The organism is Fictibacillus sp. KU28468, from assembly GCF_026153615.1.
Taxonomy (GTDB): Bacteria; Bacillota; Bacilli; order Bacillales; family Fictibacillaceae; genus Fictibacillus_C; species Fictibacillus_C marinisediminis.
Window position 1 is genome coordinate 2,852,481 of sequence record NZ_CP110666.1, and the last position, 19,128, is coordinate 2,871,608.

The following is a 19,128-nucleotide window of genomic DNA, read 5'->3' on the forward strand; positions in this document are numbered from 1 at the left end:
CTTTCGTTTTAAATAAGTGATGGTTGTCCATCATGAAACTGCATTATTGATTTCATTTTAATATGATAGGAAAATAGAAACTCTATTGCTTCCAAGTGCCTTTTCGCCTCAAATCCCGATTTGCCCCAAACGGTGATTCCGTGGTTTCGAATAAGGACAGCTCTTGTATCAGGACCAATTGCCTTTCCGAAGCTTTCGGCCAATATCTTAAGATCCGCATAGTTCTCAATAATGGGAACCGTGATGGACCCATCTTCTTCCCAGATGTTAAAGGCCTTGATCAGTTCCTGCCCTTTGAAAGTAACCTGCCCCTCTCCTGCATACAATTCTGAAATCACATTATTGTCCACAGTATGCACATGGAGACAGCAGCCCGCATCGGTCAGCTGATATACTTTTGAATGAAGGCCGGTTTCAGCTGAAGCGCGGAGATGTGTCGGATCAGCCGCATTTCCCTCTGAATCCACCAATAGAAAATCCTCAGTCGTCCTTCTTCGCTTATCCTTTCCGCTTGCGGTAACCAAGAAGGTAAGCGGTTGATCGCTTACCTTAATGGACAGGTTTCCGCTTGTTCCTGGAAACCAGTCCCTTAATGCCAATTCATCTTTAATGTCCGCCAGTTCTGTCCATAGCGCATCAAGCGTACTCAAACTCTCACTTCCTTTTCCTCAAGATACTGTACAATCTCATAAAAAGTAGAGAAAGGATCGTATGCAATGCTGAGTTCTTCGCATTTCTCGATCAAGAAATCTCTGGCAAACACTTTATCCGCAATCTTGGCGGCCTGCAGGTCTGTAATGGAATCACCGATCACAATTTTTTCATAACGGGAAGAATCGTAGCCTCTCAGTATAGTAGGTTTACAGCATCCACAATCATTGCCGCAGGAAGAATCGCAGGAGTGCGGCCAAAGAATCTGTATTGTCTCTCCATGAAAATTACTCCCGTTGCAATAAATCTTATCTTGATTAATTATTCCATCAAGCATTGGATAAACGAAAAAATCAATTCCACCACTGACGATAAACAGAGGGATATTGTGCTCTTTTGTATAAGCTGCAAATTCTTTAAATCCTTCTCGAAATTTTGCTGTTGAGAGGACATAGTCCACAATCTCATTCTTCCTGTCGGATGGAATAAGGGAAAAAAGTTTCCCTACACCTTCCCGGATAGAGATCTCCTGATTTAGAATTTGATCTTTAATGAGTTCCCAGCCGTTCGGAGCAAAATTCTTCATGATATCGATAATATTATCTTTTTCGGTAATCGTACCGTCAAAATCACAAAAGATAATTTTCGTTTTGCTCATGCCTTTACCAATCCGCCCCACAAATCAAGCGCTTCCTTTAAAGGTTTACTTTCCTGGCTGATCTGTTCAAGAGATTTGTTTAGCATCAATCCATCGATTGCATCCCGGAAAGCTCTTCCGCCATCCACAGCCCCTCCTGGATGGCCGTGAACACCCCCACCAGCATTAATAATGCTTTCAATGCCAAAATCCTGAAGCAATAGCGGTGTTAAACCAGGATGGATTCCTGCTGATGGTACCGGGAATGCCCCTTTCCAGTTTGCATCCTTCTCAGTCAGTTCGCCTGCAATGCCGATTGCATCTTCTTTTCGAAGGGCGACACTGCCATATGGTGACGGGAACAATACGAGATCCGCTCCTGCAAGGCGGAGCAGTTTACCAAGAAGCAGACGGTTGGAGATCCCATAAAATTCCGATGGTGTAATGGCGCCTGATAAGGCAGGATGTGCCATAATCGGAAGGCTGATGTCCGGATCTTCTGCTAAGCTTTGCAAGACGTCAAGCCCATAGGCGAAAACGTTAAACAGCAATGCGCTTGCCCCGAGCTCTGCCGCCTTTTTTGCTTTATCTTTCAGTTCATACGTACGCCCTGTCAAATTCACTGCATACAGTGTCTTATGTCCGGTCTCTTGTTCAGTTGCCGTTAATACTTCTTTAGCAGCTTTTATTCGTTCTTCAAATGGTGTCAGCGGATTATCGAACAGAATTTCATCATCTTTTACGAGGTCCACCCCGCCCAGCGCTTGTTCCTTCAGCTGATTCTTGAAATATTGAAGATCCCTGCCGATCACACCTTTAAAAATACTCATTAGAAGAGGCCTTTCAAAAACCCCCAGCTGATTGCGAATTCCATCAATTCCAAAAGAAGGTCCAGGAAAAGCCGAAGCCAATTCAGGGGAAAAATCAAGATCGATCAGCTTTACTTCTCCATCCAACGATAGTTTACCGAAAACAGTCGTCAAGATTGCCGGCAAGTCCGCTGTGAAGTTAGCGGCAGGATACGCGATTTTAAGAAGAGCCTGTTTTCTGGACGAGCCAAAGTATTGATTTACCCTCGTATCTTCGGGCAATTCATTGATTTCCACTACTTGGCCTTTATGGTTTCGCAGCTGTTCTTTCTGAAGATCCGGCAAGTCCGTCCATGAACCGACCGTCAGTCCGAGTGCAATTCCTTCAGCTTTTTTCTCAAAGTTGCCTTTTGGATCATGAACCAGATAGGTTGCAGTTATTGTCGACATGCTGAAATCCCTCCGAAAGCATAGATTTATATTAGAAAGGCGCAATCGCCCTGCTAAGGTCCTCGGAGCCGAAAAAAAGAAACATGTTTTCAGCCCTGGGCGCTGGAGCTGGACATTACTTCTATGCCAGCTGAATTTTGTACTCGCTTTACACTTAACTTAAAAAACCTCTTCCCGAGGGAAGAGGCATAATAAACACAGAGATACCGCTTCCTCTCATCTGTCAGCTGCCGCTGCAAGAATTAGCACCGTTTTTATCCTAAAGGATAAGCCGGTTGCCGGGCTTCATAGGGCTAGTCCCTCCACCTGCTCTTGATAAGAGAATAAATAAAATTATTCGAATGTTAGAATTACTTGTGATTATGACAGGTAACAAAAAATCTGTCAATCTCTTAAATGTTCAACACTATCAAAATAATTTTAGCTGGGCTATCCGATCAACGGCTTCCTTCAGCTTGTTCTCATCCGTTAATAGCCCTGCTCTAACATAACCGTCTCCTTCTTTGCCAAAACCGATGCCTGGTGCAACAACGACATGTGCATGCTCCAGAAGATAATCTGCAAAACTTTCAGATGTGAATCCTGAGGGAACAGGTAGCCAACAAAAGAAGGATCCTTTAGGGGCAGTCACATCCCAGCCGATCTCCTTCAATCCTGAAATAAACACATCACGCCGTTTTTCATACATGGCGACCAGGTTTTCCACGCACTCCTGCGGCCCCAGGAGTGCTTTAGCTGCAGCTTCCTGTACAGCTGGAAAAAGGCTGACATAGAAGTGGTCCTGAAGAAGATTAATGCTTTCAATCACACTCTCGTTCCCGATGGCAAAGCCTACTCTCCAGCCAGCCATGTTATACGTCTTGCTCATCGTATAGATTTCGATACCCTGTTCTTTCGCACCAGGAACCTGCAGATAGCTGACCGGTTTCTCGTTTTCAAATCCGATGGCTCCATAGGCAAAATCATGGACGACTAAAATATTATGCTTTTCAGCAAAGCTTACTGTATCTTCAAAGAACGGCACTGTCGCTACACCCGCCGTTGGATTATTCGGATAGTTCAAGAACATGAGTTTTGCCCGTTCTGCATCCTCTTGTGAGATTTCAGCGTAATCAGGCAGGAAATCATTTTCCTCTTTAAGAGGCATCATGCTCATCTCAGCTTCCGCCATGGCAAGTCCTGACCAGTAATCGGGATATCCAGGATCCGGGACCAGGGCTAGGTCACCTTTGTTCAAAAAACATTGTGAAATCTCTACTAAACCCGCTTTACCTCCGAATAAGACAGCTACTTCTTTTTTTGGATCAACGTCTACGCCGAATTCTTTCTTGTAATGTTCAGCAACTGCCTCTTTTAAAAAATCATAACCCCTGAACGGAGAATATTTATGATATTGCGGGTTATGAGCAGCCTCCTGCAAAGCGGCCACAATATGCGGAGGAGTGGGCTGGTCAGGGTTTCCCTGGCCAAGGTTGATAATATCATGCCCTTTAGAAGCAGCAGCACTCACCTTGCCTACCAGCTTTGCAAAAAATTGTTCAGGCAGCCGCGATAAAGCTTCTGCTTGCTGAAATTGTTTCACGGTTACACATCCTGTCTTTCGTAATTTTCTTGAAATTCTAATCAATTATGTTATACGCTTAATTAAAATCTGTCAAAACGTTTTAATGGAGGTTAGCATGAAACTTACTGTTGCAGCGATTCAAATGGATATTCAGCTTGGCAATCCCAAGGAAAATATTATGAGGGCTTCAGAAAGAATTGAACATGCAGCAATGAAAAAACCTGATGTGATTGTTCTTCCTGAACTGTGGACTACAGGCTATGATCTAGAAAGGCTAGATGAGATAGGAGATACAAACGGCGATGAGATCAAACGATTAATGAGCGGCCTTGCCAGCAAATACCAAGTGAACATTGTTGCAGGTTCCATCGCTAAGAAAACGGTTGAAGGAATCTATAACACCATGTATGCCTTTAACCGAAAAGGTGAGCAGACCGGCGAATACAGTAAACTCCATCTGATCCGGCTAATGCAGGAAGAAAAATATATTTCTCCGGGCTCCCGCAAAGGAAATTTCTTGCTGGAAAACGTTCCTGCTGCCGGTGTCATCTGCTATGATATCCGTTTCCCTGAATGGATTCGCGCCCATATTCTTGAAGGCGCCTCTATCCTGTTTGTTCCTGCCGAGTGGCCGGCGCAGAGGCTGAGCCACTGGCGGAACCTGCTAATAACAAGAGCCATTGAGAACCAATGCTACGTTGTGGCATGCAACCGGGTCGGCAGTGATAACAACAACACGTTCGCAGGTCACACGATGGTCATTGATCCCTGGGGAGAAATTATTGCAGAGACAGACGGAGAAGAAGAGACCATTTTGTTTGCTGAGGTCGACACTGATCTTGTTGAAGAAGTAAGAAACAGAATCCCTGTGTTTGAAGACAGACGCCCAGAGTTTTATTAAAAAAGATTTGACAGACAATGGATAAGATTGTATGATTGCCATTGTAAATTATTATTGCATTCTGTTTTTTCTAACAATTTTATATTTGTTGTCTCTTATCAAGAGCAGGTGGAGGGAATTTGGCCCGATGAAACCCAGCAACCGACCGTAATACCATTGTGAAATGGGGCGTCTATTACTAGAAGCCTGGAGATCCAGTATGGCACGGTGCTAATTCCAGCAAAACTTTGTTTTGCAAGATAAGAGGCGTGGAAACTATACTTCCAGGCCTCTTTTCTTACAGAAAAGAGGCCTTTTTACATACAAAATATTCCGGAGGTAGTATAGATGGCAACAACCCTCAAACAATCTTACGAACGACTGAATGAACAAACCGTGGTGGAGCTGGCACAAAAACTCGAACTGTTATCTGATTATCAAAACATTAAAGTCAATGAGATTGGTGACGGTAATCTTAACCTTGTTTTTCGGCTAATCGAAGAAGATACAGGTAAATCCATTATCGTAAAGCAGGCACTTCCCTATGCCAAAGTCGTGGGAGAAAGCTGGCCGCTTACACTTGACAGGGCAAGGATTGAAAGCAGCTCTTTAATAAAATCAGCAGAATTTGCTCCTGAGCATGTTCCAGAAGTTTTTTATACAGACCAGGATCTCGCTCTCACTGTAATGGAAGACTTATCTTCTCACGTGATTCTGCGGAAAGGTCTGATCGAAGGGGTCAAATATCCTCATCTCGCACAGCACATCGGCACATTTATTGCCAAAAGCCTGTTCTATACGAGTGATTTTTACTTGCATCCTTTCGAGAAGAAAGTGCTTGTCCAGACGTTTACAAACCCTGAACTCTGCAAGATTACCGAAGACCTTGTATTTACTGACCCGTTTTATGACATCGACACCAACGATTTTCCTTCCGAGCTGAAGGAGGCGGTTTCCGAACTATGGAGTGATACTCTCCTCAAACAGAGAGCTGCCTCTCTAAAATATAAATTTTTGACGCGTGCAGAGGCTCTGTTGCATGGTGACCTCCATACCGGAAGTATTTTCGTTACCGAAACTTCTACAAAATTAATAGATTCCGAGTTTGCTTATTATGGGCCTCAAGGCTTTGATATCGCCCACTTTTTTGCCAATATTGCATTGAATCATGCCTCACAGTCCTTTCATATCTCTGACTCTCTTAGGCGCGAAGAATATCAGAGCTATTTGCTCAGCGTGATCAAAGACACTTGGGAAACCTTCACTGCCCGTTACAGAGAACTGTGGAAAACAGAGGGTGTAGAGTCTGCAACCAAACTTCCTGGATTTGAGGAAGAGATTTTAAATAGCATTTTTACAGATATGATTGGTTTTGCCGGTTGTGAAGTGATCCGCCGCACGATTGGGCTTGCCCATGTCGAAGATCTTGATTCCATTGAAGACTTCAATGGCCAAATCGAGTTAAAAAAACGGGTGCTGAAGCTTGGAAGCGATTGGGTAAAGAACGCTGAGAGCATAAAAAATATCAATGAATTTATCACATACATCAGGAGTGTTTAATGATTATGAGTACGACAGAAACCTGGATTTCATCACTGAGATATAAAGGGGATCATCTTCTGCTCCTTGATCAGCAGCAGCTTCCCCGCCATACCGTCTACATTAATGTTACGACAATTGAACAAGTGTGGGGTTGCATAAAAAAATTGCAAGTGCGAGGCGCACCTGCCATTGGAATCGCCGCAGCTTTTGGAATCGTGTTATGGGCAAAGGCCAACATATCCATGCCGTATGACGAGTTCAAGTCAAAGCTGTTGCAGCAAAAAGCTTACCTTGCCGGATCCCGGCCCACTGCGGTTAATTTGTTCTGGGCCCTCGACCGGGTCACAGGCTCTGCCGAACAAGCCCGAGATACTGAGGAAGCGGTTCAGCTGATCGAGCAAGAGGCTCTTCTCATTCAGCGGGAAGATGAAGAAACTTGCCGTAAAATCGGGGAATACGCATTGACCTTGCTGAAAAACGGGGATTGTTTGATGACGCACTGCAACGCTGGCGGAATTGCAACTTCCCGGTATGGTACAGCTCTGGCTCCCATGTATTTAGCAAAAGAAAAAGGCTGGGACATCTCAGTGTACGCTAATGAAACAAGACCGGTATTTCAAGGGGCGCGTTTAACAGCCTGGGAGCTGCAGCAGGCAGGAATTAATGTAACATTGATTACGGATAACATGGCTGCCCATACACTTAAAACAAAAAACATCGCTGCGGTCATCGTCGGCTGTGACAGGGTCGCTGCCAACGGAGATACCGCAAATAAAATCGGGACGTTCGGACTAGCCTTGCAGGCAAAAGCACTCGGCATTCCCTTTTATGTAGCCTCTCCTCTATCAACGATCGATTTGAACACATCAACAGGAGATGATATTCCCATTGAGGAAAGACCGGCAGAAGAAGTGACCCACTTTCAGGGAGAACCCATCGCACCAGAAGGCGTGAAGGTATTCAATCCTGCTTTTGATGTCACTCCCCATGAGTACATTACCGCCATCATTACCGAGAGGGGAATTGCGTCAGGAAATTATAAAAAACAGCTTGCAAACTTTTTTAATAGCTAAAAAAAGCTCGCGGCCCTTTTGGGTCACGAGCTTTTTGTATGGTACGTATGAAACAATTCTTCGATTTCTGCCGCACAGACCGGTTTCCCGATGAAAAACCCCTGTACATGATCACAGCCATAATCCTTCAGCACAAGAAGCTGCTGTTTTGTTTCCACCCCTTCAGCAAGAGCTGTTACGGAAAGCCCTTTGCACATCGTGATGATCGCTCTGACGATGGCTGCATCTGTGGAACTGTGATCAGATTTCGTAAGGTTGCGGATGAATGATTGATCAATCTTAAGAATATCGATCGGAAAATCTTTTAAGTAGCTCAATGAACTATATCCCGTGCCAAAATCATCGATGGATATTTTAATGCCGAGCTCCTTCAGTTCTTTCATGATGTTAATGCCATATTGTACATTTTCCACCATCATGCTTTCTGTCAGCTCCAAATGAAGGAACCTTGGGTCAATTTTAGATCGCTGAAGCGCTTCTTTCACTTCATACACAAAATCCAGCTTTTGAAATTGCCTGCCTGAAACATTCACGGATATAGAGATCTCACTGTTCATCGTCTCATGCCATTTTTTCAGCTGCTGACATGCTTCATTTAATACCCATCTCCCAATGTTCCCGATCAGTCCGGTCTCTTCAGCAAGAGGGATGAAGTTTCCCGGGGAAACAATTCCAAGACGAGGATGGTTCCAGCGGACCAAAGCTTCGAGTGCGATGACCTTGCCATCATCCAAACTAATCTGGGGCTGAAAATACAGTGACAGTTCACCTTTTGGAATAGCATTCCGGAGAAAGCTCTCCATGGCAAGCCGTTCAATCGTGAACTCGTTCATCTCGCCCTTAAAGAACTCCCGCTCTCCCCTGCCTTTTGCTTTTGCCCGGTGAAGAGCAATTCCGGCATTTTTGATCAAAACATCCGGAGTAAGTCCATCATCCGGATAAATGCTGATTCCCATCGAGGCTGTCAGAACAAATTCCTGATCATTATAAATAAGAGGAACAGCCAGAGTTTCTGATAGTTTCTCACTTACCCTTCCGGCTTCTTCCACACCTGACAGCTCGTTGATGACAACCATGAATTCGTCTCCGGCATATCGTGACAGCATGCATTGCCGTCCGATTCTTTTTTTCAGCTGTTTTGCCGCATACTTAAGAAAATGATCTCCGGCTTGATGCCCAAGACTCTCGTTAATCATTTTGAACTGATCAAGATCAATAAAAACAACCGCAGCCTTTTCTCCGATTTCCATGGTTTTCCTTAAGCAGTTTTCCAGATGCTGTTCAAATAGCATTCGGTTTGGAAGTCCGGTCAATAGATCATGAAACGCAAGGTGAACGATTTTTTCTTCTGCTTCCTTTTGCTTTGTAACATTCTTACCGATCCCATAAACACCAACCACTTCTCCGTTAACGATAATCGGAAGGTTGGTGATGCAGAATTCGAGCGCATACCCTTTTTTATGATAAAGCTTAGCTGTGAAACATTGCGTCTGCCCATGTATGGTGAGGTTAAAGCAGTTGCTTACCTTTAATTTATCTTCCTTTGAAACATAGGTGATCGCCGTTGTTTTCAATACTTCCGGCTGTCTGTACCCAAGCATTCTGGTCAAAGAGGCGTTCACACTCGTAATCATGCCTGTGAGATCCATAGAGTAGATCAAGTCAGGGTTATGATCAAACAGAGATTTATAGCGCTGTTCAGATTCTTGAAGGCTGGCATTTAGCTTAATCATTTCAACAGTTGATGCTTTCACTAAATGTGACAGTGCCATTATTTCTTCGTTATCATTCTTCATCATGAGCACCTCGATCTATTCAAATGCCAATATACAGTTCTCTGTATTCTATATCGGCATCGGCTGCTCATTTGTTTACACAAACATCATTACTTCATTAAAAGCTCATCGGCAATACAGAATAGCCGTAATAAAACACAAGAGCCAGCGCAAGAACAAAGGTGATCCAGCGGGTTTTTTTCAGTTCATTGCGTTTTTCACCGTAAAGCATAAGCTCCATCTGTCCAATGACAGCCAGCCCAAGTACACCTTTAACAATAAGCGGACCAATATTCACGGCACTGGCCTGAATCCACAAATAAATGAGCGCAGCACCCGAAAAAATGGTCGTTACATAGAGCAGGCGCAAAATCATATGAAGAATTTTAGAAATTTTTTTATTTTTTATTTTGTATAGGCTATAAGTCACAAAGAACAGAATAAGCGCCATACCCCACGAAAAGACATGCATATGCAACATATTTATTTCCTCCTATGTATAATCCTCCACTTTACTATACCACGAACTTTTTCAGCTCGGGAAATACGAGAATTTAAGGTAGGAAGAAAGCCTTTTCATTGCTATAATGTAAAAGGATTCACCATAAACTACAGATTGGAGTGAGAGATATGATTAAAACAGAAAACATCATCTCCAAAACAGAACAATTCGGGGCGAATAACTATCACCCACTTCCAATAGTCATTTCCAAAGGCGAAGGTGTTTGGGTTTATGACCCGGAAGGAAACAAATATATGGATATGCTCAGTGCCTACTCTGCGGTAAACCAGGGGCACAGACATCCTAAAATTATTCAAGCCTTAAAAGATCAGGCAGACCGAATCACGTTAACATCCCGTGCTTTCCACAATGATCAGCTTGGTAATTTTTATGAGAAAGTAACTGATCTCACAGGAAAGAACATGGTTCTTCCGATGAACACAGGTGCTGAAGCGGTTGAAACAGCTATTAAAACTGTCCGTCGCTGGGCGTATGAGGTAAAAGGCGTTCCTGCCAACCAGGCAGAAGTCATCGCTTGTGAAGGCAACTTCCACGGCCGTACAATGACAGCGGTTTCCATGTCTTCTGATGAAGAATATAAACGCGGATTCGGGCCGATGCTCCCTGGCATCAAACTGATTCCTTATGGTGATCTTGAAGCGTTGAAGCAAGCGATCACACCGAATACGGCAGCTTTCATCATGGAACCGATCCAGGGTGAAGCAGGAATCGTGATCCCGCCGGAAGGTTTCTTAAAACAAGCACGAGAGCTTTGTAAAGAAAACAACGTCCTTTTCGTAGCGGACGAGATTCAATCTGGATTAGGCCGTTCAGGTAAGCTGTTTGCCTGCGACTGGGAAGAAGTTGTTCCAGACATGTACATCCTCGGAAAAGCATTAGGCGGCGGCGTTATGCCAATTTCCTGTGTAGCTGCTGATAAAGATATTCTTGGCGTATTTAATCCAGGCAGCCACGGATCAACGTTTGGCGGAAACCCGCTTGCATCTGCTGTTTCTGTTGCTTCTCTTGAAGTTATTGAAGAAGAAAATCTGGTTGAGCGTTCATTGCAGCTAGGAGAGCACTTCTTGAACGAACTAAAATCGATTGATAATCCGGTCATTACAGAAGTCCGCGGACGGGGATTATTCATCGGGGTTGAGCTTAGCGAAGCGGCCCGGCCATATTGTGAGAAGCTGAAAGAAGAAGGGCTCCTCTGCAAAGAAACACACGAAAACGTTATCCGTTTTGCTCCACCGCTCATCATTTCAAACGAAGATTTGGACTGGGCGATCGATCGTATAAAAAAAGTATTATCTGTTTAACACAATAAGCAGAAACAGGCTGGAAGTACTTCCAGCCTGTTTTTTTGTTGGACTACTGATTCGAGAGAATGGGTGGAGGGAGGTGATTCCACGCGTGTTAATTGACACGCAAAAAAGACAGAAAATTCAGTAATAATTAATTATTTCGAGTTAGGCTCAATTCCCTGGGTTTCTGGCACAATTATTTCCTTGTTTCGCTCAATTACTGCCCCAATTCGCTCAATTCCGTTTAAAAGACCCAAAAAAAGCATGGGTACTGCTCTTCAAGCAACCCATGCTTTACTCTCTTTATAGCGCCTTCACCATACCTCCGTCAATCAGGAACGATTGTCCTGTAATGTAGGTGTTGGCTTCCGAGCCTAAGTAAACTATGGTCCTAGCAAATTCTTCTGGTGTACCATATCGGCCGAGCGGAATGCTCTTTTCCATCTGTTCCTTCACCTGTTCAGGGCTCACTGAATTCGCATCTGCAGCTTTACTGTCTAGCTCCGCCACCCGGTCGGTACCGATACGGCCAGGGCCGATCGTGTTAATGAGGATGCCGTCCTTGCCCAGCTCCTGAGATAAGCTTTTCGACAAGCCATTGATGGCAGTCCTGAACGTGTTGGATAGAATGAGCCCATCAATCGGCTGTTTAAATGAAGAAGAGGCAATGTTAACGATTCTGCCGCCACCATTCTCCCTCATATAAGGAAGAACCTCACGAACAGTACGAACCAAACTCATAAGGGTAAGATTGAACCCAAACTCCCACTCTTCATCCCCGAACGAATCAAAAGTCCCAGCCGGCGGTCCACCAGCGTTGTTTACGAGGACATCAATTTTCCCGAACGCGTCTGCGGCCGCTTTCACGAGCCGCGTAATCTCTTCTTTTTGAGTAATATCACATACAGCATACTCAATCCGGCTTCCTGTTTTCTTTCTAATCTCATCCGCAGTTACCATCAAAGCTTTTTCATCACGGCTCGTAATCATGACAGCCGCACCTTCTTCGGCAAATTTCATCGCTGTTGCCCGTCCAAGTCCTTTGCTGGAGGCAAGAACGAGCACTGCTTTATTTCTTAACCCTAAATCCATAATTTAATCCCCTCCCACTTCCTGCGCTCACTAAAAATTAATTCAGATGACAATGCTAACATACTTCGTTTCAAGATACGCTTCCATTCCTTCCGTACCGCCTTCTCTGCCGATGCCGCTTTCCTTGAATCCTCCAAATGGTGCCTGAGCAGCGGAAGGGACACCATCATTCCAGCCGATGATGCCGTAGTCAAGCCCTTCGATCAAACGTGTGCCTCTCGACATACTTTCTGTGTAAACATACGCCGCAAGGCCAAATGGACTGCTGTTTGCAAGCCTGATTCCCTCTTCATCTGTACTGATTTTCTGCACAGGAAGTACGGGCCCGAATGTCTCTTCATTCATAATAAGCATGTCATGGTTTACATCTTTTAGAACAGTAGGTTCATAGAAGCAGGCATTGCCTTCGTCCTTACCTTTTCCGCCCAAAACACAAGCTGCTCCCTTTTCAACCGCATTATCAACATGCTCTTTGATTTTTTCATAGCCGTCCCTGTTGATGATCGGACCAATGTCTGTGCCTTCATCCATTCCATTTCCGACTTTCAACTTGCGCGTCGCTTCAACAAGCAATTTTGTAAACTCTTCATATTTGTTCTCATGGACATACACACGGTTGATACAAATACAGGTCTGGCCTGCGTTTCTAAATTTGGAAGCGACGATGCCTTTCACCGCTTTATCAAGATCCGCATCATCCAGGACGATTGAAGGAGCATGGCCGCCTAGTTCCATGGATACATTTTTTACAGTCTTGGCACTTTGCTCAATCAGCATTTTTCCCACTTCCGTCGATCCTGTAAAAGTCACCTTTTTCACCTTGTCACTGTCCATAATCTCTTCTGCTATTACCGAAGACGGACCAGTGAGCAGATTTACAACGCCTTTTGGAAAACCAGCCTTTTCACAGAGTTCTACCAGTTTAATAGCCGTCAGCGGAGTTTCTTTCGGTGGCTTTACAATAAATGTGCAGCCTGCAGCCAAAGCCGGGCCAAGCTTTCGGGTAATCATCGCCGCCGGAAAGTTCCAAGGCGTTATCGCCGCCACGACACCAACCGGCTGTTTGATCACCTGCATCCTTTTGTTTTCAGCAGAAGCCGGGATAGAGCGGCCATACACACGCTTGCCTTCCTCTGAATACCACTGAATGAAAGAAGCTGCATATTGAACCTCACCCAGCGACTCATTCAATGGTTTACCCATTTCTTTTGTCATTATTTCCGCTATCTCTTCCTTCTGTTCAATCATCAGATCATAAAGCCTGTCCAAGTAGGCCGAACGATCATAGGCTGTTAAGCGGGACCAAGGGCCAAAAGCTTCATGGGCAGCTTCGATCGCTACACGGGTTTCCACCTTGCCAGCCGAAGCAACCGTTCCAACAAGCTCTCCGTTCGCGGGATTTAACACCTCAATCTTTTTTAAATTACTGCCGGTCCATTCTCCATTAATATACAGTACTTTTTCCATCGGCCTTGCCTCCTCAATCGTTGTATGTCTTTCTACTCTTCCTTTTCTGCATGACCTTAAAACGTGCTAGATTACTTCATTGCTGAGGGTTCCGATTCCTTCTACCGTAATTTCCACTTGATCTCCACTTTTAAGAAGTCTAGGCGGCTTAAATCCTTTACCTACTCCAGCCGGTGTCCCCGTTGCGATAATATCACCAGGTTCAAGGGTTGTGCCGGCCGAAAGCGCTTTAATAATTTCTGGTATGGTGAAAATAAAGTCTTTCGTATGGCCATCCTGCCTGACCTCGCCGTTCACTTTGGTGATCAGCTTCAATTCATGGGGATCACCCAGGTATTCCTTCGGCACGATGCATGGCCCCATCGGGCAGGAACCATCCAGGCTCTTTCCGATTAGAAATTGCTTATGGCGCTTCTGCAAGTCTCTGGCCGTTACATCGTTGATAATTGTATAGCCGAAAACATAGTCCATCGCTTCTTCCGCCGGAATGCCGATACCTATCTTCCCTATGACAACTGCAAGCTCACCTTCATAATCGAGCTCCTCTGTAATACCTTTATGCCTTGGAATGCCTGCTCCATGGCCGATAACAGACGTAGGAGCTTTAGAGAACATCATGACATGTTCTGGAATATCGGCTTCACTGCCCATCTCAATGGCGTGATCCTTATAATTTTTTCCAACACAAAAGATATTCTTTGCCGGCCGCGGAATAGGAGCGAGCCATTGTAGATCAGGGTCGTCAAGACCGTATGTAAAGAGCAGGTTTTCGTGAAAAGTGTCTGATAATTGATTGATTTTATCCAAAAATGCAGCACCGAGCTGTATTCCTTCCAGCATGGTTAAAGGTAATTCCATGTTTTTTTCTTTCGCAGCCATACTAAGATTGAACACTACATTTTGTTCCTCGATCAGTTTGCCTAAAAATAAATCATTCTGATAGCGAGCTGTTACTAATTTCATAGGCTTCACCTTCCGTTTCTTTCTTTAGAGTTTACTGAATGCTTCATCAAAAAGGACGGCCATTTTGAGGTCTGTCTGCGTCAGCCCGCTCAAACTCCACGTTGTAAGCTTAACGGTGACAAGCTTGTAGTTCACTGTGATATAAGGATGATGCTGAAAACTCTCTGAAAGCTGTCCCACTTCACTGACAAATTCAATCCCGTTCAAATAATTTTCGAATCGGTATTTTTTCACCAGCCATTTTCCGTTTGTCAGCTTCCAATCCGGATGCCTCTCAATAAATCGTTCAATCACTTCCTCTGACAGCACTTCATCCATCTGAAATCCGCCTTTCTGCCCCTTATTAAAACTATAACCGAGCGATTGTTTAAACGTCAAAATATTCGGTTAACAGATCCGTTTTATTTCCCTATTTTTTTATGATAAAATAATTTGTTGAATAAAATTAACAGATATGAGGGATTGCTGTGAACATTGTAGTGAGCACACTCAATGCAAAATATATTCATACCTGCCTGGCACTCAGGTATTTAAAGGCTTATAGCGAACCGGATTTCCAAGTTGAAATGGCCGAGTATACCATTAAAGATCCCGCGATTAACATCGTGAGTGACCTCTATATGAAAAAGCCCGATGTACTTGGCTTCAGCTGTTACATCTGGAATATTGAAGAAACGATAAAAGTCATCGAGATGATCAAAAAGATCAGCCCGGAAACAGCCATTATCCTTGGAGGCCCTGAGGTTTCCTATGACGTGGCCCATTGGTTAGACAGAATTCCAGATGCTGATTTCATTATCATAAACGAAGGTGAAATCTCGTTTAAACATTTTCTTTCAGAGCACTCCGGAGAAAAACGCTATGAAAAGGTAGCGGGCTTGGCCTGGAGAAAAGAAGGAAAGCCAACGATTAACCCGCCGCGCGAAAAGTTAGATCTCAAAACCGTTGCAAGCCCCTACCGTTTCCATGAAGATTTGGATCAGCTTTCCAAGCGGGTGACCTATTTTGAGACAAGCAGAGGCTGTCCTTATTCCTGTGCGTTCTGTCTCTCTTCCATTGAAGTGGGTGTCCGGTATTTTGACATCCAAAAAGTAAAGGACGATCTTATCTTTCTTATGGATAATGGGGCGAAGACGATCAAATTCGTTGACCGTACCTTTAACATCAAACGTGACTACGCGCTTGAAATGTTTCAGTTCCTTATCGAAAACAGGAGACCTGGCGTGGTATTTCAGTTTGAAATCACAGCAGATATCATGCGGCCTGAGGTCATTGCCTATCTTAATGAAAATGCACCTGCAGGGCTTTTCCGTTTTGAAATCGGCGTACAATCCACCAATGATCATGTCAACGAACTTGTACAGCGAAGACAGAATTTCGAAAAACTTACGCGGACGGTAATGACCGTAAAAGAAGGCGGAAAGATAGCACAGCATCTTGATCTCATCGCCGGGCTTCCAGAAGAAGACTATGGTTCCTTCCGTAAAACGTTTAATGATGTTTTCGCATTCGGTGTGGAAGAAGTACAGCTCGGCTTCTTAAAGATGCTTCGAGGAACCGGTTTGCGCCTGACTGCTGACCGTCATGACTATGTTTATATGAATCACTCTCCTTATGAGATTTTGGGCAATAACGTGCTTTCGTTTGACGAAATCATAAAGATTAAGCGTGTAGAGGATGTGTTGGAAAAATACTGGAACGACCACCGAATGGACGAGACGCTTCACTATCTCATCCATCATGTGTTCGAATCACCCTTCGATTTTTTCCAGGAATACGGAGATTATTGGGAAAGCAAAGGCTGGTCACGTATTGGACACCAGCTGGAGGATTTATTTGCACGGCTTAAGGAGTTCTTGCAGCATAGCGGGACAGTACATGAAGAGGTGATTGAGAGTCTAATGAAATACGATTATTTCTCTCGTAAAAAACACCGTCCGCACCGTTCGTGGTGGAAGGAAACCCTTTCTAAAACAGAAACAGACCACTATAACCGCTGGATTAAAAATCATCCTGAACTTGTTTCGGAAGAGTTCAAAGCGTATGGTTTAAGTGAGAAGGATCTTATAAAGCATACCGTGCTCGATCTAGTTCCATTTGATCTGAAGCACTACCTCCAGACACATGAAATTAAAGAAAACCCTGTTCTTTCTTTGATCTATTACCATCCGAAGACCCATGAACCGGAACATTACACCATTCCGCTTGAGCTCATTATGTTAGAAGAGCTCTCCATCGAAGCCAAATAAAAAATGGCTGTTTTCGTAACCTTTGTTGCTCTTAGGAGTGGTTGATTTCCGTTTCAGGATGCTCGCTTTCCGCGGGGCGTGCGGTGAGCCTTACCGGCGCATGCGCCTGTGGGTCTCACCTGTCCCGCTGCTCCTAGCCGTAGCCTCGCACCTTACACTCCAATCAACTTATCCATGAAGCTTCTTTACAAGAAGATTCCCAAAGCAACAATCTTTTAGAAAACAGCCTAAAAAAAAGAGGATGTCCTTACTTAAGGGCATCCTTTTTGCTTTCTTTAACGGCATTCTTTTTTTCTTCTTTTTTATCTTTTGGAACAATGACTTCCGTATTTTCCGTCAAGTATGACGTTGGGTCTGAGACAACTTTTTCCTCCGGACGGATTCCTGCTTTAATCTCTATCCATTTCCCGTATGATAAACCTGTGCGTACTGCCCTTTTCTTTAAGTATCCTTCTTGCACCGTGTAAACAAATGGCTTTCCTTTGCTTTTTATAAGGGATGACATTGGGATGACAACGGCTTTTTCTCTTATAACAGGTTTCAGCTTCAGCTGCAGATGCTGTCCGATCTTTAAGTTATTCGCCTGATCCATTTTTACCGTAAAAGGAAAAGCTGATCCTTCATTGCTTTTTTTGGCATCTTGAAATTGTGAAACAGTTCCTTTCCATTGCTTGTCTTCAATAGCTGGAGAAAGGATGACCGCTTTTTCACCTGCCTCTACGATCAGGGAATCTTCTTCTGTCAGATTTCCTTTAATCTGAACATCATCTTTCGAAACGATCTCTACGATCGGCATACTTCCCTCGGAGGCGCCTTGATTGACGCTCTTCACTACTCCCTGAGTATTGCTTTTAATGGATAAGTTTTCTTTTTCTTCAGCAAGCTTTGTAAGCTGCTCATCGATGGAAGAGTTCCTTGCAGCGGCCAGTTCACTTTCCATTTTTGCTTTCGCCTGATCTTTTTCAAGCTGGTTCTTCTTTGTTTCTTCTTTTTTATCCGTACCAAGCGCATCAGCCTGTGACTGAAGCTTTGTTTGCAGATCTTTATAATACGTTTCTTTTACTGCAGTTTCTTTCTTTTTCTGTTCCAGGCTGCGGACTTCCTTCTCAAGCTCCGGATTCTCATACGTAAAAAGGACAGTGCCAGGTGTTACTTCGTCTCCTGCTTTTACTTCCATCTCTTTAACATATCCTAGCTTATCCTGGACATAGAATGTTTCATTTTCTGCCGGAACGACAACACCTTTTGTCATGACTGTCCGCTTAATATCCATCACATTTGCAGACGTAAGGTGGACATTCTGGACTCTGGCAAATGCACTTTTGTCTTTCGAGAAAATCCATCCATTCAATGCCAGTAATAGAACGGCGAACACTCCAATTCCTAAAAAAATGATTTTTTTATTCACAATGTTGGCCCCCATTATAAAGTAAGCTGGCCATATTGCATTGCATAGGTCAGTGAGGACAACAGTATGAACCCTATGTATAAAAGCGATACAGCAGCAATGATATAGGTCTTCGATTTATAGCTCGCCTGTTTTAATCCGGTATACGTTAAATAGAACGCCCAAACGGTAAATAGCGATATAAATCCAAAAAGGGATATGATAAACGCGTTATTGGTCATGTAATTGGCGATGACTCCAAGACTTAACGGGCTGAGTACTTCATTTGTATGAAGCATCCCTTGAAACGGAAGCTTAATGAGGGAGGAAATTAAGAAAACACAATAAACAATCGATTGAAGCACAAAGAGTTTCTTAAAACCAACCTCTCTAAAGAAGGGAAGAAAAACAATCGACATCAAAGTTATCACAACAGCAGGCGTTATAAAGCCGATCAAGCCCCCTGCCACCATTAATAAATATTTGCTTGCCTGCAGTTTGGTTTCTGTTAATTTCACTTCTTTTACAATCGGCATATTCAGCAGATGTTCTGCTGAAAGAAAATAACTGATCGCAGTCATAAAGGCACTTACGATACAGATCATCAAAAACCGCAGAAAAAATCCTTCCGCTCTGTGAAACCGGCGGAAATAACCAAATTGCTCCCTGGGCTGAACCAGACTTTTCAAAATATGCACTTCACCCGGCAACTTATGGTCCCCCTCCATTACTTTCTTTTTCCTCCATCATATCACAATTTTTTTATCAATTTTGTCTTGA

General features: G+C 43.9%; 18 protein-coding genes and 2 riboswitches. Of the genes, 6 read left to right on the forward strand and 12 right to left on the reverse strand.

Annotation, left to right across the window (positions count from 1 at the left end; all coding sequences use genetic code 11):
* Positions 1 to 8 precede the first annotated feature (8 nt).
* The 4 genes from OKX00_RS14805 to OKX00_RS14820 form a co-directional block, all read right to left on the reverse strand.
* Positions 9 to 650 carry a methylthioribulose 1-phosphate dehydratase gene (locus OKX00_RS14805; protein WP_265407839.1) on the reverse strand — a complete coding sequence of 214 codons (642 nt, stop codon included), beginning with the start codon at positions 648 to 650 and terminating at the stop codon, positions 9 to 11.
* Positions 647 to 1,309, reverse strand: coding sequence for a 2-hydroxy-3-keto-5-methylthiopentenyl-1-phosphate phosphatase (locus OKX00_RS14810; RefSeq protein WP_265407840.1), 663 nt, complete (start codon positions 1,307 to 1,309; stop codon positions 647 to 649). The genes OKX00_RS14805 and OKX00_RS14810 overlap by 4 nt, the downstream gene beginning before the upstream one ends.
* Entirely contained in the window at positions 1,306 to 2,547 is a 1,242-nt protein-coding gene (gene mtnW / locus OKX00_RS14815; protein ID WP_265407841.1) for a 2,3-diketo-5-methylthiopentyl-1-phosphate enolase, read from the reverse strand. The genes OKX00_RS14810 and mtnW overlap by 4 nt, the downstream gene beginning before the upstream one ends.
* A gap of 213 nt (positions 2,548 to 2,760) precedes the next feature.
* A riboswitch (SAM riboswitch) is annotated at positions 2,761 to 2,869 on the reverse strand.
* Between the two features lie 87 nt (positions 2,870 to 2,956).
* On the reverse strand, positions 2,957 to 4,129 hold the full coding sequence (locus OKX00_RS14820) for a pyridoxal phosphate-dependent aminotransferase (RefSeq protein ID WP_053354809.1): 1,173 nt from the start codon (positions 4,127 to 4,129) through the stop codon (positions 2,957 to 2,959).
* Between the two features lie 85 nt (positions 4,130 to 4,214).
* Here OKX00_RS14820 and OKX00_RS14825 point away from each other — a divergent pair, with 85 nt between their 5' ends.
* The 3 genes from OKX00_RS14825 to mtnA all read left to right on the forward strand — a co-directional run bounded on the left by OKX00_RS14825 (position 4,215) and on the right by mtnA (position 7,606).
* Positions 4,215 to 5,012 (forward strand): carbon-nitrogen family hydrolase, encoded by a 798-nt coding sequence (locus tag OKX00_RS14825; RefSeq protein WP_416054246.1) that lies wholly within the window; start codon positions 4,215 to 4,217, stop codon positions 5,010 to 5,012.
* A 92-nt stretch (positions 5,013 to 5,104) separates the two neighbouring features.
* Positions 5,105 to 5,258: riboswitch (SAM riboswitch) on the forward strand.
* Between the two features lie 81 nt (positions 5,259 to 5,339).
* Positions 5,340 to 6,551 (forward strand): S-methyl-5-thioribose kinase, encoded by a 1,212-nt coding sequence (gene mtnK / locus OKX00_RS14830; protein ID WP_265407843.1) that lies wholly within the window; start codon positions 5,340 to 5,342, stop codon positions 6,549 to 6,551.
* Between the two features lie 5 nt (positions 6,552 to 6,556).
* On the forward strand, positions 6,557 to 7,606 hold the full coding sequence (mtnA, locus tag OKX00_RS14835; protein WP_265407844.1) for an S-methyl-5-thioribose-1-phosphate isomerase: 1,050 nt from the start codon (positions 6,557 to 6,559) through the stop codon (positions 7,604 to 7,606).
* A gap of 23 nt (positions 7,607 to 7,629) precedes the next feature.
* Here the strand turns inward: mtnA and OKX00_RS14840 are convergent, their stop codons facing one another.
* Together OKX00_RS14840 and OKX00_RS14845 are read right to left on the reverse strand one after the other, a co-directional pair.
* Positions 7,630 to 9,405: a bifunctional diguanylate cyclase/phosphodiesterase gene (locus tag OKX00_RS14840; protein ID WP_265407845.1), complete on the reverse strand. Its 1,776-nt coding sequence runs from the start codon at positions 9,403 to 9,405 to the stop codon at positions 7,630 to 7,632.
* A gap of 94 nt (positions 9,406 to 9,499) precedes the next feature.
* Positions 9,500 to 9,862, reverse strand: a complete 363-nt coding sequence (locus OKX00_RS14845; protein ID WP_265407846.1) for a DUF1516 family protein — start codon at positions 9,860 to 9,862, stop codon at positions 9,500 to 9,502.
* Positions 9,863 to 10,011: 149 nt separating this feature from the next.
* Here OKX00_RS14845 and OKX00_RS14850 point away from each other — a divergent pair, with 149 nt between their 5' ends.
* A complete protein-coding gene (locus OKX00_RS14850) occupies positions 10,012 to 11,205 on the forward strand; it encodes an ornithine--oxo-acid transaminase (protein ID WP_416054247.1) in 1,194 nt (397 codons plus the stop codon).
* Positions 11,206 to 11,493: 288 nt separating this feature from the next.
* Here the strand turns inward: OKX00_RS14850 and OKX00_RS14855 are convergent, their stop codons facing one another.
* The 4 genes from OKX00_RS14855 to OKX00_RS14870 all read right to left on the reverse strand — a co-directional run bounded on the left by OKX00_RS14855 (position 11,494) and on the right by OKX00_RS14870 (position 15,030).
* Positions 11,494 to 12,282 carry an SDR family oxidoreductase gene (locus tag OKX00_RS14855; protein ID WP_265407848.1) on the reverse strand — a complete coding sequence of 263 codons (789 nt, stop codon included), beginning with the start codon at positions 12,280 to 12,282 and terminating at the stop codon, positions 11,494 to 11,496.
* A gap of 42 nt (positions 12,283 to 12,324) precedes the next feature.
* A complete protein-coding gene (locus OKX00_RS14860) occupies positions 12,325 to 13,749 on the reverse strand; it encodes an NAD-dependent succinate-semialdehyde dehydrogenase (protein WP_265407849.1) in 1,425 nt (474 codons plus the stop codon).
* Positions 13,750 to 13,815: 66 nt separating this feature from the next.
* Positions 13,816 to 14,712: a fumarylacetoacetate hydrolase family protein gene (locus OKX00_RS14865; protein WP_265407850.1), complete on the reverse strand. Its 897-nt coding sequence runs from the start codon at positions 14,710 to 14,712 to the stop codon at positions 13,816 to 13,818.
* Between the two features lie 24 nt (positions 14,713 to 14,736).
* On the reverse strand, positions 14,737 to 15,030 hold the full coding sequence (locus OKX00_RS14870; protein WP_053354818.1) for a 4a-hydroxytetrahydrobiopterin dehydratase: 294 nt from the start codon (positions 15,028 to 15,030) through the stop codon (positions 14,737 to 14,739).
* A gap of 136 nt (positions 15,031 to 15,166) precedes the next feature.
* Between OKX00_RS14870 and OKX00_RS23375 the strand changes: the two genes are divergently transcribed.
* Positions 15,167 to 15,256, forward strand: coding sequence for a hypothetical protein (locus OKX00_RS23375; RefSeq protein WP_416054248.1), 90 nt, complete (start codon positions 15,167 to 15,169; stop codon positions 15,254 to 15,256).
* Positions 15,216 to 16,961 carry a B12-binding domain-containing radical SAM protein gene (locus OKX00_RS14875; RefSeq protein WP_416054344.1) on the forward strand — a complete coding sequence of 582 codons (1,746 nt, stop codon included), beginning with the start codon at positions 15,216 to 15,218 and terminating at the stop codon, positions 16,959 to 16,961. The genes OKX00_RS23375 and OKX00_RS14875 overlap by 41 nt, the downstream gene beginning before the upstream one ends.
* A 247-nt stretch (positions 16,962 to 17,208) precedes the next feature.
* On the opposite strand, the gene OKX00_RS14880 is transcribed toward OKX00_RS14875, so the two are convergent.
* Positions 17,209 to 18,369 (reverse strand): efflux RND transporter periplasmic adaptor subunit, encoded by a 1,161-nt coding sequence (locus tag OKX00_RS14880; protein ID WP_265407852.1) that lies wholly within the window; start codon positions 18,367 to 18,369, stop codon positions 17,209 to 17,211.
* Positions 18,370 to 18,383: 14 nt separating this feature from the next.
* On the reverse strand, positions 18,384 to 19,058 hold the full coding sequence (locus tag OKX00_RS14885) for a YIP1 family protein (protein WP_265407853.1): 675 nt from the start codon (positions 19,056 to 19,058) through the stop codon (positions 18,384 to 18,386).
* Between the last annotated feature and the right edge of the window lie 70 nt (positions 19,059 to 19,128).